The sequence below is a fragment of the Nocardia acididurans genome, from assembly GCF_016741815.1.
In the GTDB taxonomy this organism is placed as follows: Bacteria; Actinomycetota; Actinomycetes; order Mycobacteriales; family Mycobacteriaceae; genus Nocardia; species Nocardia acididurans.
The window spans coordinates 293,019-311,203 of the sequence record NZ_JAERRJ010000004.1; the positions used below are offsets into that span (position 1 = coordinate 293,019).

Annotated in this window: 18 protein-coding genes; 4 read left to right on the forward strand and 14 right to left on the reverse strand. The window is 68.6% G+C overall.

The genetic code is table 11. From position 1 onward, the window contains the following. Positions 1-8: 8 nt before the first annotated feature. Positions 9-1,436 carry a type VII secretion-associated serine protease mycosin gene (mycP, locus tag JK358_RS12065; protein WP_232851161.1) on the forward strand — a complete coding sequence of 476 codons (1,428 nt, stop codon included), beginning with the start codon at positions 9-11 and terminating at the stop codon, positions 1,434-1,436. Between the two features lie 8 nt (positions 1,437-1,444). On the opposite strand, the gene eccB is transcribed toward mycP, so the two are convergent. Continuing rightward, complete coding sequence (gene eccB / locus JK358_RS12070) at positions 1,445-2,920, reverse strand: type VII secretion protein EccB (protein WP_201946830.1); 1,476 nt, start codon at positions 2,918-2,920, stop codon at positions 1,445-1,447. A 115-nt stretch (positions 2,921-3,035) separates the two neighbouring features. On the opposite strand from eccB, the gene eccE reads away from it, so the two are divergent. Next, complete coding sequence (gene eccE / locus JK358_RS12075; RefSeq protein WP_201946833.1) at positions 3,036-4,673, forward strand: type VII secretion protein EccE; 1,638 nt, start codon at positions 3,036-3,038, stop codon at positions 4,671-4,673. 24 nt (positions 4,674-4,697) lie between these two features. Here the strand turns inward: eccE and JK358_RS12080 are convergent, their stop codons facing one another. From JK358_RS12080 to JK358_RS12095, 3 genes are all read right to left on the reverse strand, one after another. Next, entirely contained in the window at positions 4,698-5,258 is a 561-nt protein-coding gene (locus JK358_RS12080) for an NADPH-dependent FMN reductase (RefSeq protein WP_201946835.1), read from the reverse strand. A 58-nt stretch (positions 5,259-5,316) separates the two neighbouring features. After that, on the reverse strand, positions 5,317-6,729 hold the full coding sequence (locus tag JK358_RS40625) for an NAD-dependent epimerase/dehydratase family protein (protein ID WP_372440659.1): 1,413 nt from the start codon (positions 6,727-6,729) through the stop codon (positions 5,317-5,319). A gap of 94 nt (positions 6,730-6,823) precedes the next feature. Then, on the reverse strand, positions 6,824-7,639 hold the full coding sequence (locus tag JK358_RS12095) for an S-methyl-5'-thioadenosine phosphorylase (protein WP_201946838.1): 816 nt from the start codon (positions 7,637-7,639) through the stop codon (positions 6,824-6,826). Positions 7,640-7,840: 201 nt separating this feature from the next. On the opposite strand from JK358_RS12095, the gene JK358_RS12100 reads away from it, so the two are divergent. Continuing rightward, complete coding sequence (locus JK358_RS12100; RefSeq protein ID WP_201947303.1) at positions 7,841-8,170, forward strand: metal-sensitive transcriptional regulator; 330 nt, start codon at positions 7,841-7,843, stop codon at positions 8,168-8,170. 42 nt (positions 8,171-8,212) lie between these two features. Here the strand turns inward: JK358_RS12100 and JK358_RS12105 are convergent, their stop codons facing one another. From JK358_RS12105 to JK358_RS12125, 5 genes are all read right to left on the reverse strand, one after another. Beyond that, entirely contained in the window at positions 8,213-9,106 is an 894-nt protein-coding gene (locus JK358_RS12105) for a nitrilase-related carbon-nitrogen hydrolase (RefSeq protein ID WP_201946841.1), read from the reverse strand. 79 nt (positions 9,107-9,185) lie between these two features. After that, a complete protein-coding gene (locus JK358_RS12110) occupies positions 9,186-10,037 on the reverse strand; it encodes a helix-turn-helix domain-containing protein (RefSeq protein ID WP_201946843.1) in 852 nt (283 codons plus the stop codon). A gap of 87 nt (positions 10,038-10,124) precedes the next feature. Then, positions 10,125-10,979: a nitrilase-related carbon-nitrogen hydrolase gene (locus JK358_RS12115; RefSeq protein ID WP_201946845.1), complete on the reverse strand. Its 855-nt coding sequence runs from the start codon at positions 10,977-10,979 to the stop codon at positions 10,125-10,127. Positions 10,980-11,102: 123 nt separating this feature from the next. After that, complete coding sequence (locus JK358_RS40325) at positions 11,103-12,056, reverse strand: helix-turn-helix transcriptional regulator (protein WP_201946848.1); 954 nt, start codon at positions 12,054-12,056, stop codon at positions 11,103-11,105. Positions 12,057-12,269: 213 nt separating this feature from the next. Then, entirely contained in the window at positions 12,270-13,235 is a 966-nt protein-coding gene (locus tag JK358_RS12125) for an AraC-like ligand-binding domain-containing protein (protein ID WP_201946850.1), read from the reverse strand. A gap of 166 nt (positions 13,236-13,401) precedes the next feature. Here JK358_RS12125 and JK358_RS12130 point away from each other — a divergent pair, with 166 nt between their 5' ends. Continuing rightward, on the forward strand, positions 13,402-14,244 hold the full coding sequence (locus tag JK358_RS12130; RefSeq protein ID WP_307817475.1) for an MBL fold metallo-hydrolase: 843 nt from the start codon (positions 13,402-13,404) through the stop codon (positions 14,242-14,244). Here JK358_RS12130 and JK358_RS12135 read toward each other — a convergent pair. From JK358_RS12135 to JK358_RS12155, 5 genes are all read right to left on the reverse strand, one after another. Then, positions 14,225-15,208 (reverse strand): AraC family transcriptional regulator, encoded by a 984-nt coding sequence (locus tag JK358_RS12135; RefSeq protein ID WP_201946853.1) that lies wholly within the window; start codon positions 15,206-15,208, stop codon positions 14,225-14,227. The two genes, JK358_RS12130 and JK358_RS12135, sit on opposite strands and share 20 nt — an antisense overlap. 76 nt (positions 15,209-15,284) lie before the next feature. After that, the gene (locus JK358_RS12140; protein WP_201946855.1) at positions 15,285-15,578 is read right to left on the reverse strand and encodes a hypothetical protein; all 294 of its coding nucleotides are present in this window, start codon (positions 15,576-15,578) and stop codon (positions 15,285-15,287) included. 25 nt (positions 15,579-15,603) lie between these two features. Next, entirely contained in the window at positions 15,604-16,518 is a 915-nt protein-coding gene (gene truA, locus JK358_RS12145; RefSeq protein ID WP_201946858.1) for a tRNA pseudouridine(38-40) synthase TruA, read from the reverse strand. A 31-nt stretch (positions 16,519-16,549) separates the two neighbouring features. After that, on the reverse strand, positions 16,550-17,047 hold the full coding sequence (rplQ, locus tag JK358_RS12150; RefSeq protein ID WP_201946860.1) for a 50S ribosomal protein L17: 498 nt from the start codon (positions 17,045-17,047) through the stop codon (positions 16,550-16,552). A 52-nt stretch (positions 17,048-17,099) separates the two neighbouring features. Next, positions 17,100-18,158: a DNA-directed RNA polymerase subunit alpha gene (locus JK358_RS12155; protein ID WP_201946861.1), complete on the reverse strand. Its 1,059-nt coding sequence runs from the start codon at positions 18,156-18,158 to the stop codon at positions 17,100-17,102. Positions 18,159-18,185: the final 27 nt, after the last annotated feature.

Here is an 18,185-nt window from a genome sequence, read left to right on the forward strand (position 1 = left end):
TCGACCTGATGTCGGGTGAAGCAATGCGCAACAAGGGTTTCCGGACCGTGACCGCGGCTACGGTGCTGGCTCTGTCGGTGTGTACCGGAGTGGGGGCCGGGCACGGCGTCGCATACGCCGATCGGCCCTCGGAGATCACGGCGACCCCGCCATCGGGCGGTCCGGCCGTGCCACCCACCGAAACCGAACATCCTTCGAACTCACCGTGTTACAGCACCCAGGCCGGTGGCGACGGCCCGACCGTTCCAGCCGCGCAGCGCTCCCTCGATCTGAACCGGGCCTGGCAATTCTCCAAGGGCGCAGGCGTTCTCGTCGCGGTCATCGACACCGGTGTCGCCGCCCACCCGCGGCTGCCCGGTCTGATGCCCGGCGGCGATTTCGTCGCGGCGGGCGGTGACGGCACCGAGGACTGCGACGCCCACGGCACCCTCGTCGCCGGGCTGATCGGCGCATCCCAGGTTGCGGGACAAGGCTTTTCGGGTGTGGCCCCGGAAGCTCGGATCATGACCATCCGCCAGACCAGCGCCCTGTACCAGACCAAGGGCGCGAGCCAGAACAAGGGTCCTGACGATATGGCCGAGGGCTACGGCAAAGTCTCCGCCCTCGCGAAGGCCGTCGTCCGGGCCGCAGACGCGGGCGCGCGGGTCATCAACATCTCCCTCGTCTCCTGCAACACCAGCAAGCCGAACAGTCCCGAAATGGATTCTCTCGGCGCGGCGGTCAAATACGCCGCCGTGCAGAAGGACGTCGTCATCGTCGCCTCCGCGGGCAATACCGACACCTGCTCGGCGAGCAATCCGGATATCAACCCGCTCAAACCGACCCAGGATCTGTGGCAGAACATCTCGACCTATGTGGCTCCGGCCTGGTGGGACGATTACGTGCTGTCCGTCGGCTCTGTCGACGCCTTCGGCAGGCCCTCGTCATTCACCGTGCCCGGCCCCTGGGTGGGCGTCGCGGCGCCCGGTGAGAACATCATCTCCGTCGACCCGCTCTCCGACGGCCTCACCACCGCCGTGGTCAAGAGCGGCAAGTCGGCCGCCTACAGCGGAACGAGTTTCGCGGCGCCCTATGTGTCCGGCGTTGCGGCGCTGGTCCGTTCACACTTCCCCGAGATGAGCGCCGGGGACGTCATCAAGCGCATCGAGGCCACCGCACACGCGCCCGGCGAGGGCTGGAACCCGTACATCGGCTACGGCACCGTCGACCCCGCCGCCGCGCTCACCGCCGAGGTCACCGGCGAGCTTCCGCCGAAAAGCCCGCGGGCCAGTGGATCTCAGCAGTTGGCCATTCCGGCTCCGGCCCCGGCTGCGGACCACACCGCACGCAATGTGGCCCTGATCGGAACGGCCACCATCGCGATACTGCTCGGCCTGGCCTGGGCCGCCTCGTTCCCACTGCGCCGCAAATTCGGCCTGGGCGAGGACGACGCCTGATCGGCGCCTCAGTTACCGCTTTCGACAAGCGATTTCGCGGGATTCTGATCCGGTGCGACACCGTCGTGCGCGACCATCGCGGCGTCGCGGCCCAGATTCGGGCCGGGTGGCAGCAATCCGACGATGACCGATGGCGCGGGCTCCGGCGTCACCGAACTCGGGTCCATACCAAGGGCTTTGGCGGAATCCAGATCCTTGATGCCATAGCTGACACCGTAGTCGGAGACGAAGAAAAGGCTGTCCTTGCGGGTGCTGTCGACCTCGATGCCGGTGCCCTGGACGTAGGCGCCCGCGCCGGGCTTGATGTAGAACGAGTCCACCTTCGGGCCGTTGCCGTCGGCCTGCGCCAGCGCTACCAGCTTGGCCTTGTCCGGGATCGGGACCGTATGCCCGGTAAGCAGGGCCAGTTCGGCGTGCTTGGTGCCCTCGGATTTGTCGGAGCTGTTGATCGGCTTCCAGGAGATGCAGCCGACCGGCTGATCCTTGCTGTCGACGATCGTGGGCGCTGCCGCCGGGTACGAACCGACCCGCAGGGCCGAGGAGACCGGGACGCGGGTGCGGTCGGCCTGCGAGATCGCAGTCTCGGCTTCGGTCGACGGGTACTGGTTGCGGATGATGTTCGCGGTCAGCTCCGACACGGGTTGCAGGCCATCGGTCAGCACCGCGTAGTACCGGTTGTCCGTGCGGACCTCCACGACATCGCCGATGCGGTGGCTGCCGAGTGAATAGTCCGGCGCCGCACCGGCATTCGCGATGGGAGGGACTTCGATGCGCGGCACCTCGGGGATGGCGTTGAGCAGGCCCTCGCTGATGGGCCGGGCGGTGAGCCCGCTGATACCGAGGGCGTCGGCGACGGCGCGGGCACTGTCGACCTCGGCGCGCTGGTTGTCGTAGACCAGGTAGGTCTTCCCCGCGCTCTGCACCAGCAGCGCCTTGCCCGCCGGCAGGGCGGAGGCCTTCTCGCCGAGGCTGAGATCGCCGGCCAGTACCGAGGTGGTCAGGCTGCGGCTGCCGTCGTTGGACATCACATCACAGACTGCCCAGGTGCGGCCCTTGCCACCGGAGTCATAGTTGAGCGAGGTCGGTGCGCCGGGGATGCCGATCAACTGGCCGCGGGGCTTCTTCGCGAGCTCCGACTCCTTGACGGTGGCGGGCTTGGCGGCGGAACCGACGGCCAGCCGCGCCGACGCCAGGTTCAGGGTCGGATGGACGACGCCGCTGATCTGCACGTACACCGCGCCGGTGTCCTTGCCGATCAGGATCTTGTTGTTGCCGATCTTGTCCTGCGGGCGCAGCAACGCCAGCACGCCGCAACCAGCCAGGACCACGAGCGCCAGCACCAAACCCACGGCGAAGGAACGCGTCTGGGAGCGCATAGGGTCGTGCAGCATTCGCACGTCCCGGCGGACCAGGGCGTGCTCCATGCGGCGCACCAGGAAGCGGTAACCGCTCACCTGCCAGCGCGTAGTGGGTTTTGAAGGCATACGAAAACTCCCCCGACCAGTCAACGCGTTCGCGGAACACAGTACAGTTCGTCCCGATCTTCATTCGCACTCGGCCATGGAGTATCGGGCCGACACCGGCAGTTGGGGGACGACGATGACCGAGTCCGGCGGGCCGCGCCCGCTGCTGGGGCGGATATCACTGGCGAACCTGTTGATCGCCCAGGTGGTCGGGGTGATCGTCGTGGTCGTTGCGCTGCTCGGGCGGGTTCCGCTCCTGGTCGCGCTCGGACCGGGGATCGCGGTGGGGCTGGTGCTGCTGGTCCCGATGGGCAAGCGCACGGTCGCAGACTGGATCGCCACGCGCTGGCGGTTCCGGGCGCGGCAACAGCGCGAGGATCCGGACGTGATCGACTTCCGCACGGGGGACGGGCGGTCACTCGGGCTGTACCGGGACGGTACGCGCGTGGTCGCCGTGATCGAGGTGCTGCCGCCACGCGGCGGTCTGACCAGGCTGGGCCGTTCGGCCGTACAGGCCTCCCATCTGCTCCCACTGCCGGAACTCGCGAAGCGGCTGAGCCAGCACGACATTCTGCTGGCCGGGATCGACATCGTGTCGCACGGCTACCGCAGCCGGTCGGGAACGCCCGCGGGGGCCATCTACGAATCGCTGCTCGGGCCGCTGCCCGCCACCGCGCATCGCACAGTGTGGCTGGCCATCGCCTTCGATCCGCTGCTCTGCCCGGAGGCCGCACGCCGCCGGGGTGGTGGACTGGAAGGCGCGTGCCGGTCGGTCACCGTTGCCACCCAGCGCGTAGTCCGCACGCTCGAGGCTGCCGCATGCTCGGCGCGAATTCTCACTGCACCCGAGATCAAGCAGGCGGCCCTGCAGGTCACGGCCGGTGTGGCGCCCGGGGAACTGCCCCAGAGCTGGCGCTGCACCGAACTCGGCAACAGCGTGAACATCGGCGCGGCCGTGGATCCCGGTCAGCTCGACACCGATCTGCTGGCCCAGCTGTGGGTGCCCGCTTCGCGCGGCACCACGGTGGCGATGCGACTGCGGCCCGGCCGGTCCGCGGACACCGTGCGAGTGGGCGCGGCGTGGCGGTTGACCGCGCGCGAACTTCCCGAGAAGCGCGTGCACAAACACATGATCTCCATGAACGGGCGGCATCGCGACAGCCTGCTCGCGCATCTGCCGCTGGCCATGCCGGGTCTGGACGACACCGTGCCGGTCGCCGAGCGCTCGATCGAGTCCGTCGACGAACTGCGGTTGCCGGTCGCGGGCTGCGGACAGCTGCTCGGCTCCGACGACGAGGGTAACGGCGTCGCGATTCGGCTTGTCGGCCAGGGCATTTCGAGTGTCTACGTGGCTGGTGAGCTGTATCTGGCGCAGCAGCTGGTGTTCCGGGCGCTGGCCGTCGGCGAGCGGGTGCTGATCCGCACGGATCGGCCGCACGCCTGGGAGAATCTGATCACCACCATCGGCAATCCGGAGCGGTTGACCATCGCGGTCGAAATCCACCAGTCCGACGCGGATTTCACAGCGACCGTGGTGGACGGGGTGCTGGCGCCCGCACCGCACGCCGGTGTGACCACCATCTACGTGACCGGCGATCCGCTGGGCTGGCCGGAGACCCGGCCGGACCTGTCGATCCATCAGCCGGGGGCGGCGGGCAACCGAATCCTGTTGCGCACCGGGACGACCGAGGTGAATTTGAACCTGGTGTCGATCCCCCGCGAGGCCACCTACATCGGGCAGCCGCGCGGGGTCCGCGCGTTCGCGAACCAGTAGGCGCGAGCCTGCGCGGACATACGGTCAGCCCGGATACGGGTCCGAGAGGCGGGCGGCCTTCAAAGTGCGTGCCCACCAGGCGAGTTGATGCAGCATGCGGGCGGCGGCGTCGATGGCGGCGCCGTCCTGCGTCTCACCCCGACCGTCGAATTTCCGTTTGGCCTCATGGAAACTGACGGTCTCGCGCACCGACACCATATGGATCTCGGCCACCACCTGACGCAACTGCTCGACCGCCCGCAGACCTCCGGACAGTCCGCCGTAGCTCACGAAACCGATGGGCTTGGCCCGCCATTCGCGCTTCGCGCTGTCCAGCGCGGTCTTCAGCGTCGCCGGATACCCGTGGTTGTACTCCGAGGTCACCGCCACGAAAGCGTCTGCGGCAGCGATCCTTTCGCGATACGCGGCCACCACGTCGTGCTCGCTCAGATCCGGCGGCAGCGGCGTCTCGAGCAGATCGATCACCCCCACGTCGAAATGCGGATCCTCCCGTGCCTCCCGCAGAAACCAGTCCGCCACCACCGGAGCGAACCGCCCCGGGCGCGTACTGGCCACGATCACCTCGAGCCGTAGCGGTTCACCCATGGCGCGAGCCTAATGCCGCTACGGCACCCGGGCGCGCCCCGGACATTCCGGCGTGTTCTCAGGCTTGATCAGCCGACGCGTACGCCGCGAGACCCTGGGCCGGGCCGATGCGGGCGGTGAAGTCCAGGGCGTGCCGGGCGCGCTCGTGGTGGGCGACCAGGTGGCGGATATCGGTGAGACGGTATTGGCCGGTCACGACCGGGGTCGGGCCGCTGACCGCCTTGGCCATGGTGGAGGCGACCTCCCACAGGGTGACCGGGCGGCCGGAGCCGATGTTCAGCGGGACGAAACCGGCCACCGGGTGGGTCACCGCCGCCACCGTCGCGGCGGCCACATCGCGGACGTGCACGAAATCCCTTACCTGCCCGCCGTCTTCGAAGACCCTGGGTGCGCGATCCGCGCGCAGTTCGGCGCGGAATCGCGCGGCGATACCGGATTCGGCTGAGCGCGGCGGGTTTCCGGTCGCCACGGGTTCGCCGTAGACGTGGTGGTATCGCAGCACAGTGGCGGCGGATCCGGTGCCCGTCGCCCAGGCGAGCGCGTAATGTTCCTGCGCCACTTTGCTTGCCGCGTAGGCGCTGCGCGGTCGCAGCGGGGCGTCCTCCCGCATCGGCTCCCAGGTGAGGATCTCACCGGTGCGCGGGGCGCGGTGGTCGAACAGCCCGCGATCCAGGTCGGCGCGACGGCGCACGCCCGGGAAGAACGGGCCGCTGCGGGCACCGCGGTACCGGCCCTCGCCGTACACCGCGACCGAGGAGGCCATCACCAGCCGCCGCACCCCGGCCCGTTCCATCGCCGCCAGCAATACGGCCGTGCCCGCGTCATTGTGCGCCGCATACCAAGCCGCCCAGTGCATTCCAGTCCTGCCGGGCTGCGAACCCGTCCCGGAGGCCCGCTCCCCCGCCGGTCCGCGCACGCACGGCCCGGCTCCGTGTCCCAACTCTTCCAGCCTGCCGCGCGGGCGCGTGTCGTCCGATGAAACGGCCGGGTTGGGCTGGGTACGACCGTCGGACTGGCCGGCCGCGGATCGTCGCGGAACCCCCTGCCGCTCACCGGAACTCGTCGCGTCCCCGGAGTCGCCGTCGGTGGATCGTTCGGGCGTGCCCGCGTCGTGCAGGGTGTGCGCCGCGACCCGCTGCAACGGCTCGGACGCTCCCGCCTCACGCGGTCGCGAATCCTGACGGTCCCCCAGGTCGGCGAGATCGGGCAGCGGCACCGCCGCGGCCAGGTGGCACACCACGTCGATGCCGCGCAGCAGGGGTTCGAGCCCTTCCGGATCGCGCAGATCGACCAGTGAAACCCCTTCGGGCAGTGCCGCATCCGCCCCGTGCACCGTCTCGAGCATGGCGTCGACCCCGACCACATCGTGCCCCGCCGCCAGCAGCGCACGATGGACATGAGAGCCGACGAAACCCGCGGCGCCGGTCAGCAACACCCGCATACCGTCGGCCCGAGGACCACTCGCGCTCATCTCTTCAGCCTAGGCGACTCGCCGGAACCCCCGCTCGTCGCATCCATTCCGGGCATCGCGGCCGTCAGAGCTGTTCCGTGGCCGCGGACGTGCGTTACGGCAGCTCGAAGGGGAGCTGGACGCCGGTGGCGGCGTGGACGCGGCAGTCGTCGCAGGTGTCGTCGCCCTGGACAGCGGCGACGGCATTGCGGACCAGCGCCTTGAACGGGACGAGGTTGCGCTCGAACTCAGCGAAGACATCGGCGGCGCTGACGCCCGCACCGGACTCCAGACCGGCGTCCAGGTCGGTGACGAGAGCGATTGCGGAATAGCACATTTCGAGTTCGCGGGCGAGCACGGCCTCGGGGTGGCCGGTCATATTGACCAGCTCCCAGCCCTGTCCGGCGAACCAGCGGGATTCGGCGCGGGTGGAGAAGCGCGGGCCCTGGACCACGACCATGGTGCCGTAATCCTTGAGCGGAAGTTCCGGCACCGCGGCGGCGATGGCGCTCGCGCGCAGGTCGGCGCAGTACGGGTCGGCGAAGGACACGTGCACGCCGCCGGCGTCGAAGAAGGTCTGATCGCGACCGGAGGTGCGGTCGACCAGCTGATCGGGGACGGCGACGGTGCCCGGCCCCCAGTCGGCGCGCAGGCTGCCGACCGCGCACGGTCCGAAGACGCGGCGCACGCCCAGCGACCGCAGCGCCCACATATTGGCGCGGTAGGGCACCGTATGCGGCGAGTACTCGTGCTTGCGCCCGTGGCGGGGCAGGAAGGCCACCGAGCGGCCCTCCACCTCGCCGATGGTGATGGGTGCGCTGGGCGCCCCGTACGGGGTCTCGACCTCGACAGTGGTCGCGTCGTCACCGAAGAAGTCGTAGAAGCCGCTGCCGCCGATGATGGCCAGCGTGGCGCGAGGATCCGAACTCATGCCCTGATTCTTGCGCATCCCCGCATGTGACACACATCCGTACCCTCGCCCGGCAGGGGTCTCCGGGTGAAATCACGGTGAGCCGAGCCTCCGGCGGGCCGGTGGCGAGGCCGGACATGCCAATGTACCCTCGGGGGGTATTAGCGGTTGAGGGCCGGAGGGCCGGGAGTGAGGACGGTCGTGAGCGACGAGCAGAAGACCATCGCGGAGCAGGCCGACGCCGCTGAGCAGAACTGCCATGATCACGGCACACACGGCTACATCACCGCCAAGGACGACTACCTGAAGCGCCTGCGGCGGATCGAGGGGCAGGCCCGGGGCCTGCAGCGGATGGTCGAGGAGGAGAAGTACTGCATCGATATCCTCACCCAGGTGTCCGCGATGACCAAGGCCCTGCAGGCGGTGGCCATGGGCCTGCTGGAGGACCACATCAGCCACTGCGTGGTGGACGCGGCCGTCGCGGGCGGCCCGGAGGCCGAGGCGAAGATCAAGGAAGCCACCGACGCCATCGCGCGACTGGTGCGCTCCTGACAGCGGTCCGCGTCCCGCGCGGAGTCAGCGCACGGCGCTCGGTCAGCTCACGGCGCTGAGCGGTCCGCGCCGGACGCGCCGGCGCCGATCGGCCTGCATGCTCGGGCTGTAACCCGCCGACGCGCCCAGGTCGAGATCGGCGTAGAGGAGACCCGACGCGCCTTCGGCGAGCGGCGCCACGATCTCGCTCCCGTCGGCGGCGAAGATCCGGGCGCGACCGGTGGCGGGTACGGGTCGCGCGGGGTGCCGCTCACCCCAGGCGGCGGCGCTCACCACCGCACCGGGCGCGAGCACGAACGCCCCGGTCTCCATGGCGTACATGCGGCTCACGGTGGCGCTGGATTCCGGTCCGGCGGGTGCGTCGCCGTCCGGATTCCCGGGCCACGCCGCCACATGGATCTGCTCCTCGTCGGCGCGCAGCGCGCGGGTGAGCAGCGGCCGCTGGTTCTCCTGCCCGGACAGCGCGCCCAGCGCACCGAGCGAACTCTGGTGCACGGCGGGCAGATTCGGCGTTCCGGAGGCGAATATCTTGCGCTCCACCGGGTTCAGCCCGGCCTTGCGGCGTACCGACGCGATCTCCCCCCATTCGTCGATGACGGCCTGCGCCATATAGATTCGCCGATCCTGCAGCTCACCGAACCCGAGCACGACGGTGATTCCGTAGCGGCCGGCGGCGGCGGTGATCGCGCGCATTTCCGCGCCGTCCCGCGTCATCGAATTCTCGCGGCATCGAGCCGAATATTCGACGTTCCATTGATTGGATTCCACCCAGCGCCACCACGGATACCCGGGGAGAAACGTCTCGGGGAATGCGATCAGACGAGCACCGGCCGCGGCAGCGGTGCCGATCAACGAGATGACCTGTTCGACTCCGTCGGTCAGCCGCAACCATTCCGGTTCCGCTTGAACGGCGGCAACGCGCACGGTTTTCCTCATCCGACATTCCTCATGGAACGTGATCGTTACGAATATCCACCCATGAGTCAGTGCCCATCCGTGCCGTTTTCCGGACTAATCATGCCAGTGCGCGGAATGCGCCTGGCGTGGTGCCCATTTCGAGCCGGAACGCACGGTAGAAACTACGCTCCGTGAGGAACCCGGACGCCTTCGCCACCACCGAGAGCGGCAACTGTGGCGCGTTACGCAACAAGTCACAGGCGCGTTCGATCCGCATGCGCCGCAACACCGTTCCCGGTCCGCCCTCGAGTTCGCCGAATACGCGGTAAAGCGTACGCCGGGACATTCTGCACCCCTGGGCGATTCGGTCCACTCCGAGTTCGGGATCAGAGCAGTTACTGCGCATGAACGCCAGCACCCGCTGCCGATTCAGCGCATCCGCGGACTGGTCGCGCGGGAGGCCGCCGGAGGCCGCGATCACGGCGGAGGCCAGCAGGTCCATGCCTGGTTCGGCCAGCAGCGCCGCCCCGCTCGGGTCGGTGCGCTGCAGCCCGGCGATACCGCGAAAGAATTGCGCCACGATTCCCGGGGCGCTGTCGCCGGAAAACGTCGTCGCCGTAGGAACATCCAGTCGTCCCACGCCGTATCGTTCCCGCAGGCGGCTCATCGGAACCTGGAGTACGACCTGTTCCCACTCGCTGCCGATTTCCCAGTGGTAAGGGCGCGAGGAGTCGTAGAACACCAGTGTTCCGGGTACGGCTTCGGCGACCCGGCCGTCCTGATACAGCCGCGCACTGCCGGCGAGGGGAATGCTGGTGATCAGGCAGTCGTCGGCGCGCGCGCCGAGCCGATCGGCAAGCGGCACATACGCTTCGCTCACCTGCGCTTCCCAGCGTGCGAAGGCCTGTTCCTCCGGTACTTCCGGTCCGGATCGCACCTCGATCCGATCGACCGACTCTGACCGCTCCACTCCGCTTCCCTCGATGACGGCCACTGCCCGGCCGAATATGGGCGAGTTTGTCAGAAACCGGCTCTCACGGCCAACGCGGCGGATCCCTCATGCCGCCGACTCCGCACTGGAATCCAATTCGATATCCGCATAGATCAGGCCCTCCTCGTGCGGGCCGAGCGGCGTCGCCAGTTCGCGCCCGCCGGGGCCGAAAATTCTTGCGTGCCCGCCCGGTCCGCGCACCAGTTGCTTCACCGGTTCCGGTCCGCGCCGGCTCTCGCTGCCCGCCACATCCATGAGCGAGCAGGCCGCCACCACGTTCAACTGGCCCACCACCGCGTACCAGAGCGTGGCCGCATTGTTCACGCGCACACCCCATTCCACGTCGCGGGCGACGATGAATCCGGGCCAGGAGACGATATGCACCTGTGCCCCACTGCGTTCCAGCTCGCGCCGGGTGGGCAGATGCAGTTGCTCGGAGCCGCCCTGCACGCCGATCCGGCCCAGCCCGGTGCGGAACACGTAGGGCTCCCCGGCCGGACCGGCCGCGAAGATCTTGCGTTCCAGTTGCGTGAGTTCGGGTTTGCGCCGCATGCCGAGCAACACCCCTCGATCGTCGATCAGGCACTGCGACATGTGCAGCGAACTTCCGCACCGCTCACTGAAACCCAGCAGCACGTGCATGCGATGCCGTCGGGCCGCGTCGGCGATGCGCCGGAACTCGGTGCGCCCCACCGTCATCGAGTTGGTGCGGTAGCGGGCGAAGAATCCCGGACCCCAGCTGACCGCGTCCAGCCACAGCCACCACGGGTAGCCGGGCAGGAAGGTCTCGGGAAACGCCACCAGGCGCGCACCGCCCGCCGCCGCCCGCTCGATGAATTCGACGGACTGCTGGACGCCGGCGCGTAGATCCAGCCACCGCGGTTCGGCTTGGACGGCCGCCACTCGAATATTCGTCGGCACCTCGGCTCCTCCACACGATCGGACGACTGCGCAGCCGCAAGGACTGTGCACTCACCCTTCGCCGCGAAAGTGCTGGTGGCAGCGACCTACCGTGCCGACCTACCGACCCTGGGTGCCCGATCGCTACTGGCCGCGGAATTGGCCGGGCGTGAACCCGGTTTCCTCCCGAAAGGCCCGGTAGAAGTGCCGGTCGGTGGAGAATCCGGACGCCGCCGCGATGGCCGCCAGCGGCCGGCCCGGATCGGCGCGCAGCAGTTTGCGCGCCACCTCCACCCGCATGCGCCGCAGCAGCCCGCCCGGCCCGCCGTGCCCCTCGCAGACGCGGTAGAGCGTGCGCCGGGAGATCAGGCAGGCGCGCGCGATGTCCTCGATGGAGAGGTCGGCGTCGGTGCAGTGCGCGCGCATGAACGCGAACACCTGCTGCCGTGTGTACAGCGAATCCGACGGCGCGGGCGAGGTTTTCCCGGTGGCCAGCAGCAGCGCCGACGCCAGCATGCTCGCGCCCTCGGAGCCCAGCACCCCGGCGGCCCGATCGGCCTCGGCCGGGGACAGCTCCGCCAGCCCCTTGAAGAACCCGGTGACCACGCTCAGCGCACCGTCGATGGGAATGGCTCTGGCCGTGGGCAATTCCTTGCGCGTCAACCCGGAATGCTCGAGCACCAGGTGCAGCGGCGCGCGCACGATGGCCGAGATCGCGTTCTCGGTGGTGCGGCTCTCCAGGGGTAGTCCGCTGTCGAAGAAGGCGATGGACCCGCCGCGGGTGGTGGCCGTGCGCCCCTGCTCGGTCCAGTTGGTGCCGTCCAGCACCATGTTCAGCAGCAGGTATTCCTCGCCGGACTGTTCGACCATCTGCTGCGTGCGCACCACCCGCTGCGCGCTGGCCCGCATGAGGGAGACGCTGAAGCGATCGAACTGGGTGGCGGTGACCCTGCCGTGCCAGTGCCCGCTGCACAGCGGCTCGATAGTCGACGGCACGACGGCATCGGCGAGCACCGCCTCCCACTGTTCGAAGGCGGCACGGGCGGAGAGGGTTTCTGACGAACAGACCTCCACCTCGGCGGTAGCCGGTTGACTCACACCGGTATCTTCCCACCAAGGTCAACCCGGCAAACAACTTTCGCGACCGTTCCGGGTTCGCCCGCGGCGAAGGGGCGTGCGACCGGGGCGTAAGCGCATGCCCGGTCGTCGGCGGCTCAGGGCAACGACCGGGCGTACCCCAGTATTCACATCCGCGGCGCGGCTGTGACTGCCCAGCGGTGCCATATCCCTGACTATTCGCGTCAGCACACGTCAGACGTACCGTACCCGGAATTCACCTGGTGTCATGCCGGTTTCCCGTTTGAAGGCGCGATAGAACTGACGCTCGGACACGAACCCGGAGGCCCGGGCGATGGACAGCAGCGGGCGCACCCGATCGGTGCGGATCAGGGCCACCGCGTGTTCGATTCGCATGCGGCGCAACATCGAAGCCACCCCGTCCTCGCCCTGTTCGAAGAGTCGGTACAGGGTGCGCCGGGAGACCGCGCAGGCACTCGCGACGCGTTCCACGGTGAGTCCGGGATCGGTGTAGTTACGTTCGATGAAGGTCATCGCGCGCTGTCGGGTGAGTGCCTGCCCGGCCTCGTCGTCGGGGATCTCGCCGGCCGCCAGCTGCACCACCGAGGCCAGCAGCCCGGTGCCGTGCCGGGCCAGCACCGCCGCCTGCACCGGATCGACATGCTGCAATCGCGCCAGCCCGCAGAAGAATTGGCCGACGATGCCGGCCGCGCCCACCGGCGGCAGGCGCACCGCGGTGGGCAATCGATCCGGTGGCACGCCCGCCGCGAGCACCACCTGCGCCAGCGGGACCTGCACGGCCACCACGCCCCAGGTGTGCTCGAAGTGCGCGGTGAACGGCCGCGAACTCACGTACAGCATGAGCCCGCCGTCGGCCATCTCCCCGACCCTGCCGTCTTGTTCCAGCCAGCCGCGCCCGTGCGTGGTCACACTGGCGAACAGATACGGTTCGTCGGGTTCGTGAATCATCCTGGGCGCGCGGATGATCCGCTGCCCGGTGGCGTTCACTGTGGAGACGTCGATATCGGCGAACCGGGACTGCACGATCCGCGCCCGGAACTCCCCCGTGCGTACCGGCGTCACCGACATCGGTACATACGCCTGCGCAACCGCCGCCTCCCACTGCTCGAAGGCTTCCTCCTCGGAAACTTCCGGCGTCGTCCGGACCTCCACCACCGCGGGCTCAGAGCTGCCGCTCATGGCCCGATTGTCGCACCCGGCGCAGCCGTGAAACCGTGAAATCCGTTCACCTCATCCAACTTTCGCGCGCTCCGCCAGCACCGCATCGACTTCGCCTACCCCGCACCGAAGCCACGCGACGAGCCTTGCGCCACGGATATCCACCACGGATCCAGGCGTCACATCCGTGCTGGACATCGTCTGGGACACGTATGCTCGAAGCGGATACGACGACGTACCGGGGGAAGCTGTGCAGATCCATCACCTCAATTGCGGCACCATGGTCGGCGGCCTGGTCAACCACTGCCTGCTGCTCGAGACCGAGAGCGGACTCGTCCTGGTGGACACCGGATTCGGGCTCGCGTGCGTGCGACGGCCGGACCAGGTGCTCGGGCCCACCCATCGACTGCTCCGCCCCGCGCTCGACGCGAACGAGACCGCCATCCGGCAGGTGGAGGCGCTCGGATACGCACCCGGCGATGTGCGGCACATCGTGCTCACCCATCTCGATTACGACCACGCGGGCGGACTGGCCGACTTCCCGTGGGCGACGGTGCATATTCACGGCCCGGAATTCCGCGCCCTCGGGAAACCCGGCCTGGTCGAGCGATTCGCCTATCGCGCACCACAATTCGCGCACGGACCGCGCTGGGCGGTCAATGAATGGATCGGCGGGGAACGCTGGTTCGGATTCGCGGCCGTCCGCGAATTGCCGGGGCTGCCCGAGGAAATCCTCGCGATACCGCTCTACGGTCACCGGCGCGGACATATCGGGGTCGCGGTGGATACCGGCAGCGGGTGGCTGCTGCACGCGGGCGACACCATCATCTATCGCTCGGAATACGATGCGGCACAACCGGGATCGCGGCTCGCGGGATTCACCCACGGCATCACCGGCGTCCAGCCGCTCGACTGGCTGGCCAATCTGCGCCGAATTCGCGCCCTGCACCGGGAGCACGCCGACGAGGTCACCATCATCTCGTCGCACGATCCGGCGGCCTTCCGGGAACTCAGCGGCTCCGTTCGCTGACCGCCGCGCGAAATGCCGTGGGCGTCGTTCCCATTTCGCCGCGGAAGGCGCGATAGAAATGGCGGTCCGCCGCGAATCCGGACGCCTTCGCGATGCGGCCCACGGGCAGTGCGGAATCGATGAGCAGGCGGGCCGCGAGTTCGACCCGCATGCGGCGCAGCACCGTCGCCGGACCACCGTCGACGTCCTCGAACATCCGGTAGAGGGTGCGACGAGACATCATGCAGCTCTGCGCTATTCGCTCCACGGTGAGGGCGGGGTCGTGACAGTTGGCGCGCATGTGGTCGAGGATGCGGCGGCGGGCCAGGGCATCCGCGGACGGACCCGGCGCACTACCGGACGACAGGCGCAGCGCCGCGGTCAGCAGGTCGAGCGCCGGATGCATCAGCAACCGCGCGTCCGCGCAGTCCCGGCGCTGCAGATCGGCCACATCACGGAAGAAGCGGGAGACCAGTCCGGCGGGGCCGTGCGCGGGCAGGCCGATGACATCCGGAATCTCGCTCGCGAGCAGACCGCTGTGCTCGGTGAGGCGGCTGATCGGCACCTGCACGACCGTCTTCTCCCAGCGGCCCTCGATATCCCAGCGGTACCGCCGCCCACTGCGATAGAGCACCATCTCCCCCGGCCCGATCGCGGTGACCCGCCCGCCCAGTTGCAGGCGGCCCCGGCCCGCCACGAAGATTCCGGCGAGCAGATACTCGTCGGCGTCGTCGGCGATCAGCCGGTCGGTGCGGCGCACCTGCTGCGGCGTGGATCCGACGGCCGTCACCTCGACGTCGCCGTAGCGGCCGCAGCTGATCCAGCCGTGGAATTCGCCTGCGGGAACCGGGGATACGGCCAGGGGGAAGTAGGTTTCGCTCATATGCGCTTCCCAGCGCTCGAAGGCGGCGGCCTCGGTCAGACCGGGTCCGGATCGCACCTCGACCTGCCGCACCGGCAGCGCGTCATCCGCCGCCACGCTCACCTTCCGAACACCTCCCGCCCCGGACGCGCTGCCCGCCGAGCCGGCGCGCCTCCCGATGGGCGCTAACTGTATACCGTTAGCGGTCGCGGTGCGGGACGGCTTTCCGGACGGTGACGGCGGCGGCCACCAGGACCGCGGCAGCCAGCACGAATTCGGCGAGCAGGAACTGCGGCAGATCTCGGCCGGTGATACCGCCGATCAGGATGGGGCCCACCAGCACCGGGACCAGCAGCACGCCGTAGGCCCGCCAGATCTCGGCGCGACGGGTCGCGGCGGGCTCGTCCGCGGTGCGGCGCAGGGTCACATAGACCACGCCCGCGCCGACGAGAAAGTAGATGATCACCGGTACGGCATAGAAGAACGCGGACACCTCGAACAGCTCCTTCAGCGAAAGCTCAACCGCCGCAGCAGTCTTCGGCGGCGGGGACGGTGCGCACCTCGCGCGTCTCGGCATTGCGGGCGGCCAGATCGGCATCGGCGGGATAGTCGACGGCGATCAGGCTCAGGCCGTGCGCGGGGGCCACGGTGACAGCGCTGGAGCGTTCCCGCTCGTGCAGCAGGCCACCGATCCACTCGGGCGTGCGGCGGCCTTCCCCGACCGCGAGTACGCCGCCGACCAGACTGCGCACCATGGACCAGCAGAACGCGTCCGCACTGACGTAGGCGGTGAGCAGATCGCCGTCTGACTCCCAGTCGAAACGCTGCAGTTCACGAATCGTGGTCGCGCCCTCGCGGCGGCGGCAGAAGGCGGCGAAATCGTGCAGGCCCAACAGCTTTCGGGAAGCCTCCCGCATGGCCGCCAGATCCACGCCGGGGCGGCAGGGCACGATATGGCGGGTCTGCAGGGGCTGCGCGCCGTAGGGGGCGGTGGTCAGCCGGTAGGCGTAGTGCCGCCGGATGGCCGAGAACCGCGCATCGAATTCGGCGGGGACCACGCGGACATCCTTGACCCGCACATCCTTCGGGAGGAACCGCGCCAGCCGGTGCACGAGCTTCGGCCCGTCCACCTCGGTATGCGTCTCGAAGTGCGCGACCTGACCCTCGGCGTGCACGCCTGCGTCGGTGCGCCCGGCGACGGTGAGCTGGATCGGCTCCCGCTGCACCTTGCCCAGCGACTCCTCCAGCACGCCCTGCACGGTGCGCAAGCCGGGCTGCTTGGCCCAGCCGATGAAATCGGTGCCGTCGTAGCTGATATCCAGTCGTACCCGAATCGCAACAGGTTGCTGGGTCGGTTCCTCCACGGTCACAGCAATCTCCTGGTAAATATGAGTGAAGCCCGCCGACCCGGAGGGGACGGCGGGCTTACTCATGGGCTTTTCACCGACGAGTCGGGGAAGACGCTCAGTCTTCCTTCTTCTCCTCGGCGGCTTCCTCGGCCGGAGCCTCGACCTCGACGGCAGCCTCTTCGGCCTTGGTCTCGGTCTCGGCGGCCTTCTGCGAAGCGGCGACACGACGGGCACGATCGGCCTCGTTGGTCACGGTCTTCTCGCGGACCAGCTCGATGATCGCCATCGGAGCGTTGTCACCCTTGCGGGGGATGGTCTTGATGATGCGGGTGTAGCCACCCTCACGGCCCTCGAACGAGGGACCGATCTCCGCGAACAGGGCATGCACGATGTCCTTGTTGCGGATCACCTTCATGACCTCGCGACGGTCGGCAAGGCTGCCGCCCTTCGCCTTGGTCACGAGCTTCTCGGCGTAGGGGCGCAGCGCCTTGGCCTTGGCCTCGGTGGTCGTGATGCGACCGTGCTCGAAGAGCGCCGTCGCCAGATTGGCGAAGATCGCCTTCTGGTGCGACGCCGACCCGCCGAAGCGGGCACCCTTCTTGGGCTTGGGCATTGTGGGAATCTCCTGTGTCTAAGGACGATTCGGGGCGCTGGCCCCGATCGGCCTAAAGCTGTTCGGTCTCGGCGTAGTCCTGCTCGCCGCCATCGGTGTCGCTGAACGAACCGCTGTCGCTCCAAGTGCCGCTCGCCGCGTCGTAGCCGACGACGGAGGACGGATCGAAGGAAGCCGGGGAGTCCTTGAGGGACAGGCCGAGCGAGTGCAGCTTGACCTTGACCTCGTCGATGGACTTCTGGCCGAAGTTCCGGATGTCCAGCAGATCCGACTCGGTGCGGGCGACCAGCTCGCCGACGGTGTGCACGCCTTCACGCTTCAGGCAGTTGTACGACCGCACGGTGAGGTCCAGGTCCTCGATCGGCAGACCGAACGAAGCGATGTGATCCGCCTCGGCCGGGCTCGGGCCGATCTCGATGCCCTCGGCCTCGACGTTCAGCTCGCGCGCGAGACCGAACAGCTCGACCAGGGTCTTGCCCGCCGACGCCAGCGCATCCCGCGCGGAGATCGAGTTCTTGGTCTCGACATCCAGGATGAGCCGGTCGAAGTCGGTGCGCTGCTCGACACGGGTCGCCTCGACCTTGTACGTCACCTTGAGAACAGGCGAGTAGATCGAGTCCACCGGGATCCGGCCGATTTCCGCACCCGACGCCTTGTTCTGCACGGCCGGGACGTAGCCGCGACCGCGCTCGACCACGAGCTCGATCTCCAGCTTGCCCTTGTCGTTCAGGGTGGCGATGTGCATATCCGGGTTGTGCACGGTCACGCCCGCCGGGGGGACGATGTCACCGGCGGTGACGGTGCCCGGACCCTGCTTGCGCACGTACATGGTGACCGGCTCGTCCTCTTCGGACGACACCACGAGGCCCTTGAGGTTCAGGATGACGTCGGTGACGTCTTCCTTCACGCCCGGAACCGTGGTGAACTCGTGCAGCACGCCGTCGATGCGGATGCTGGTGACCGCGGCACCCGGGATGCTCGAGAGCAGGGTGCGGCGCAGCGAGTTGCCGAGGGTGTAACCGAAGCCCGGCTCCAGCGGTTCGATGGTGAACCGAGAGCGGTTTTCGGACACGACCTCTTCGGTCAGCGTCGGTCGCTGTGAAATCAGCATGGACTGTTTCCTCCTTCAAAGGCGCCC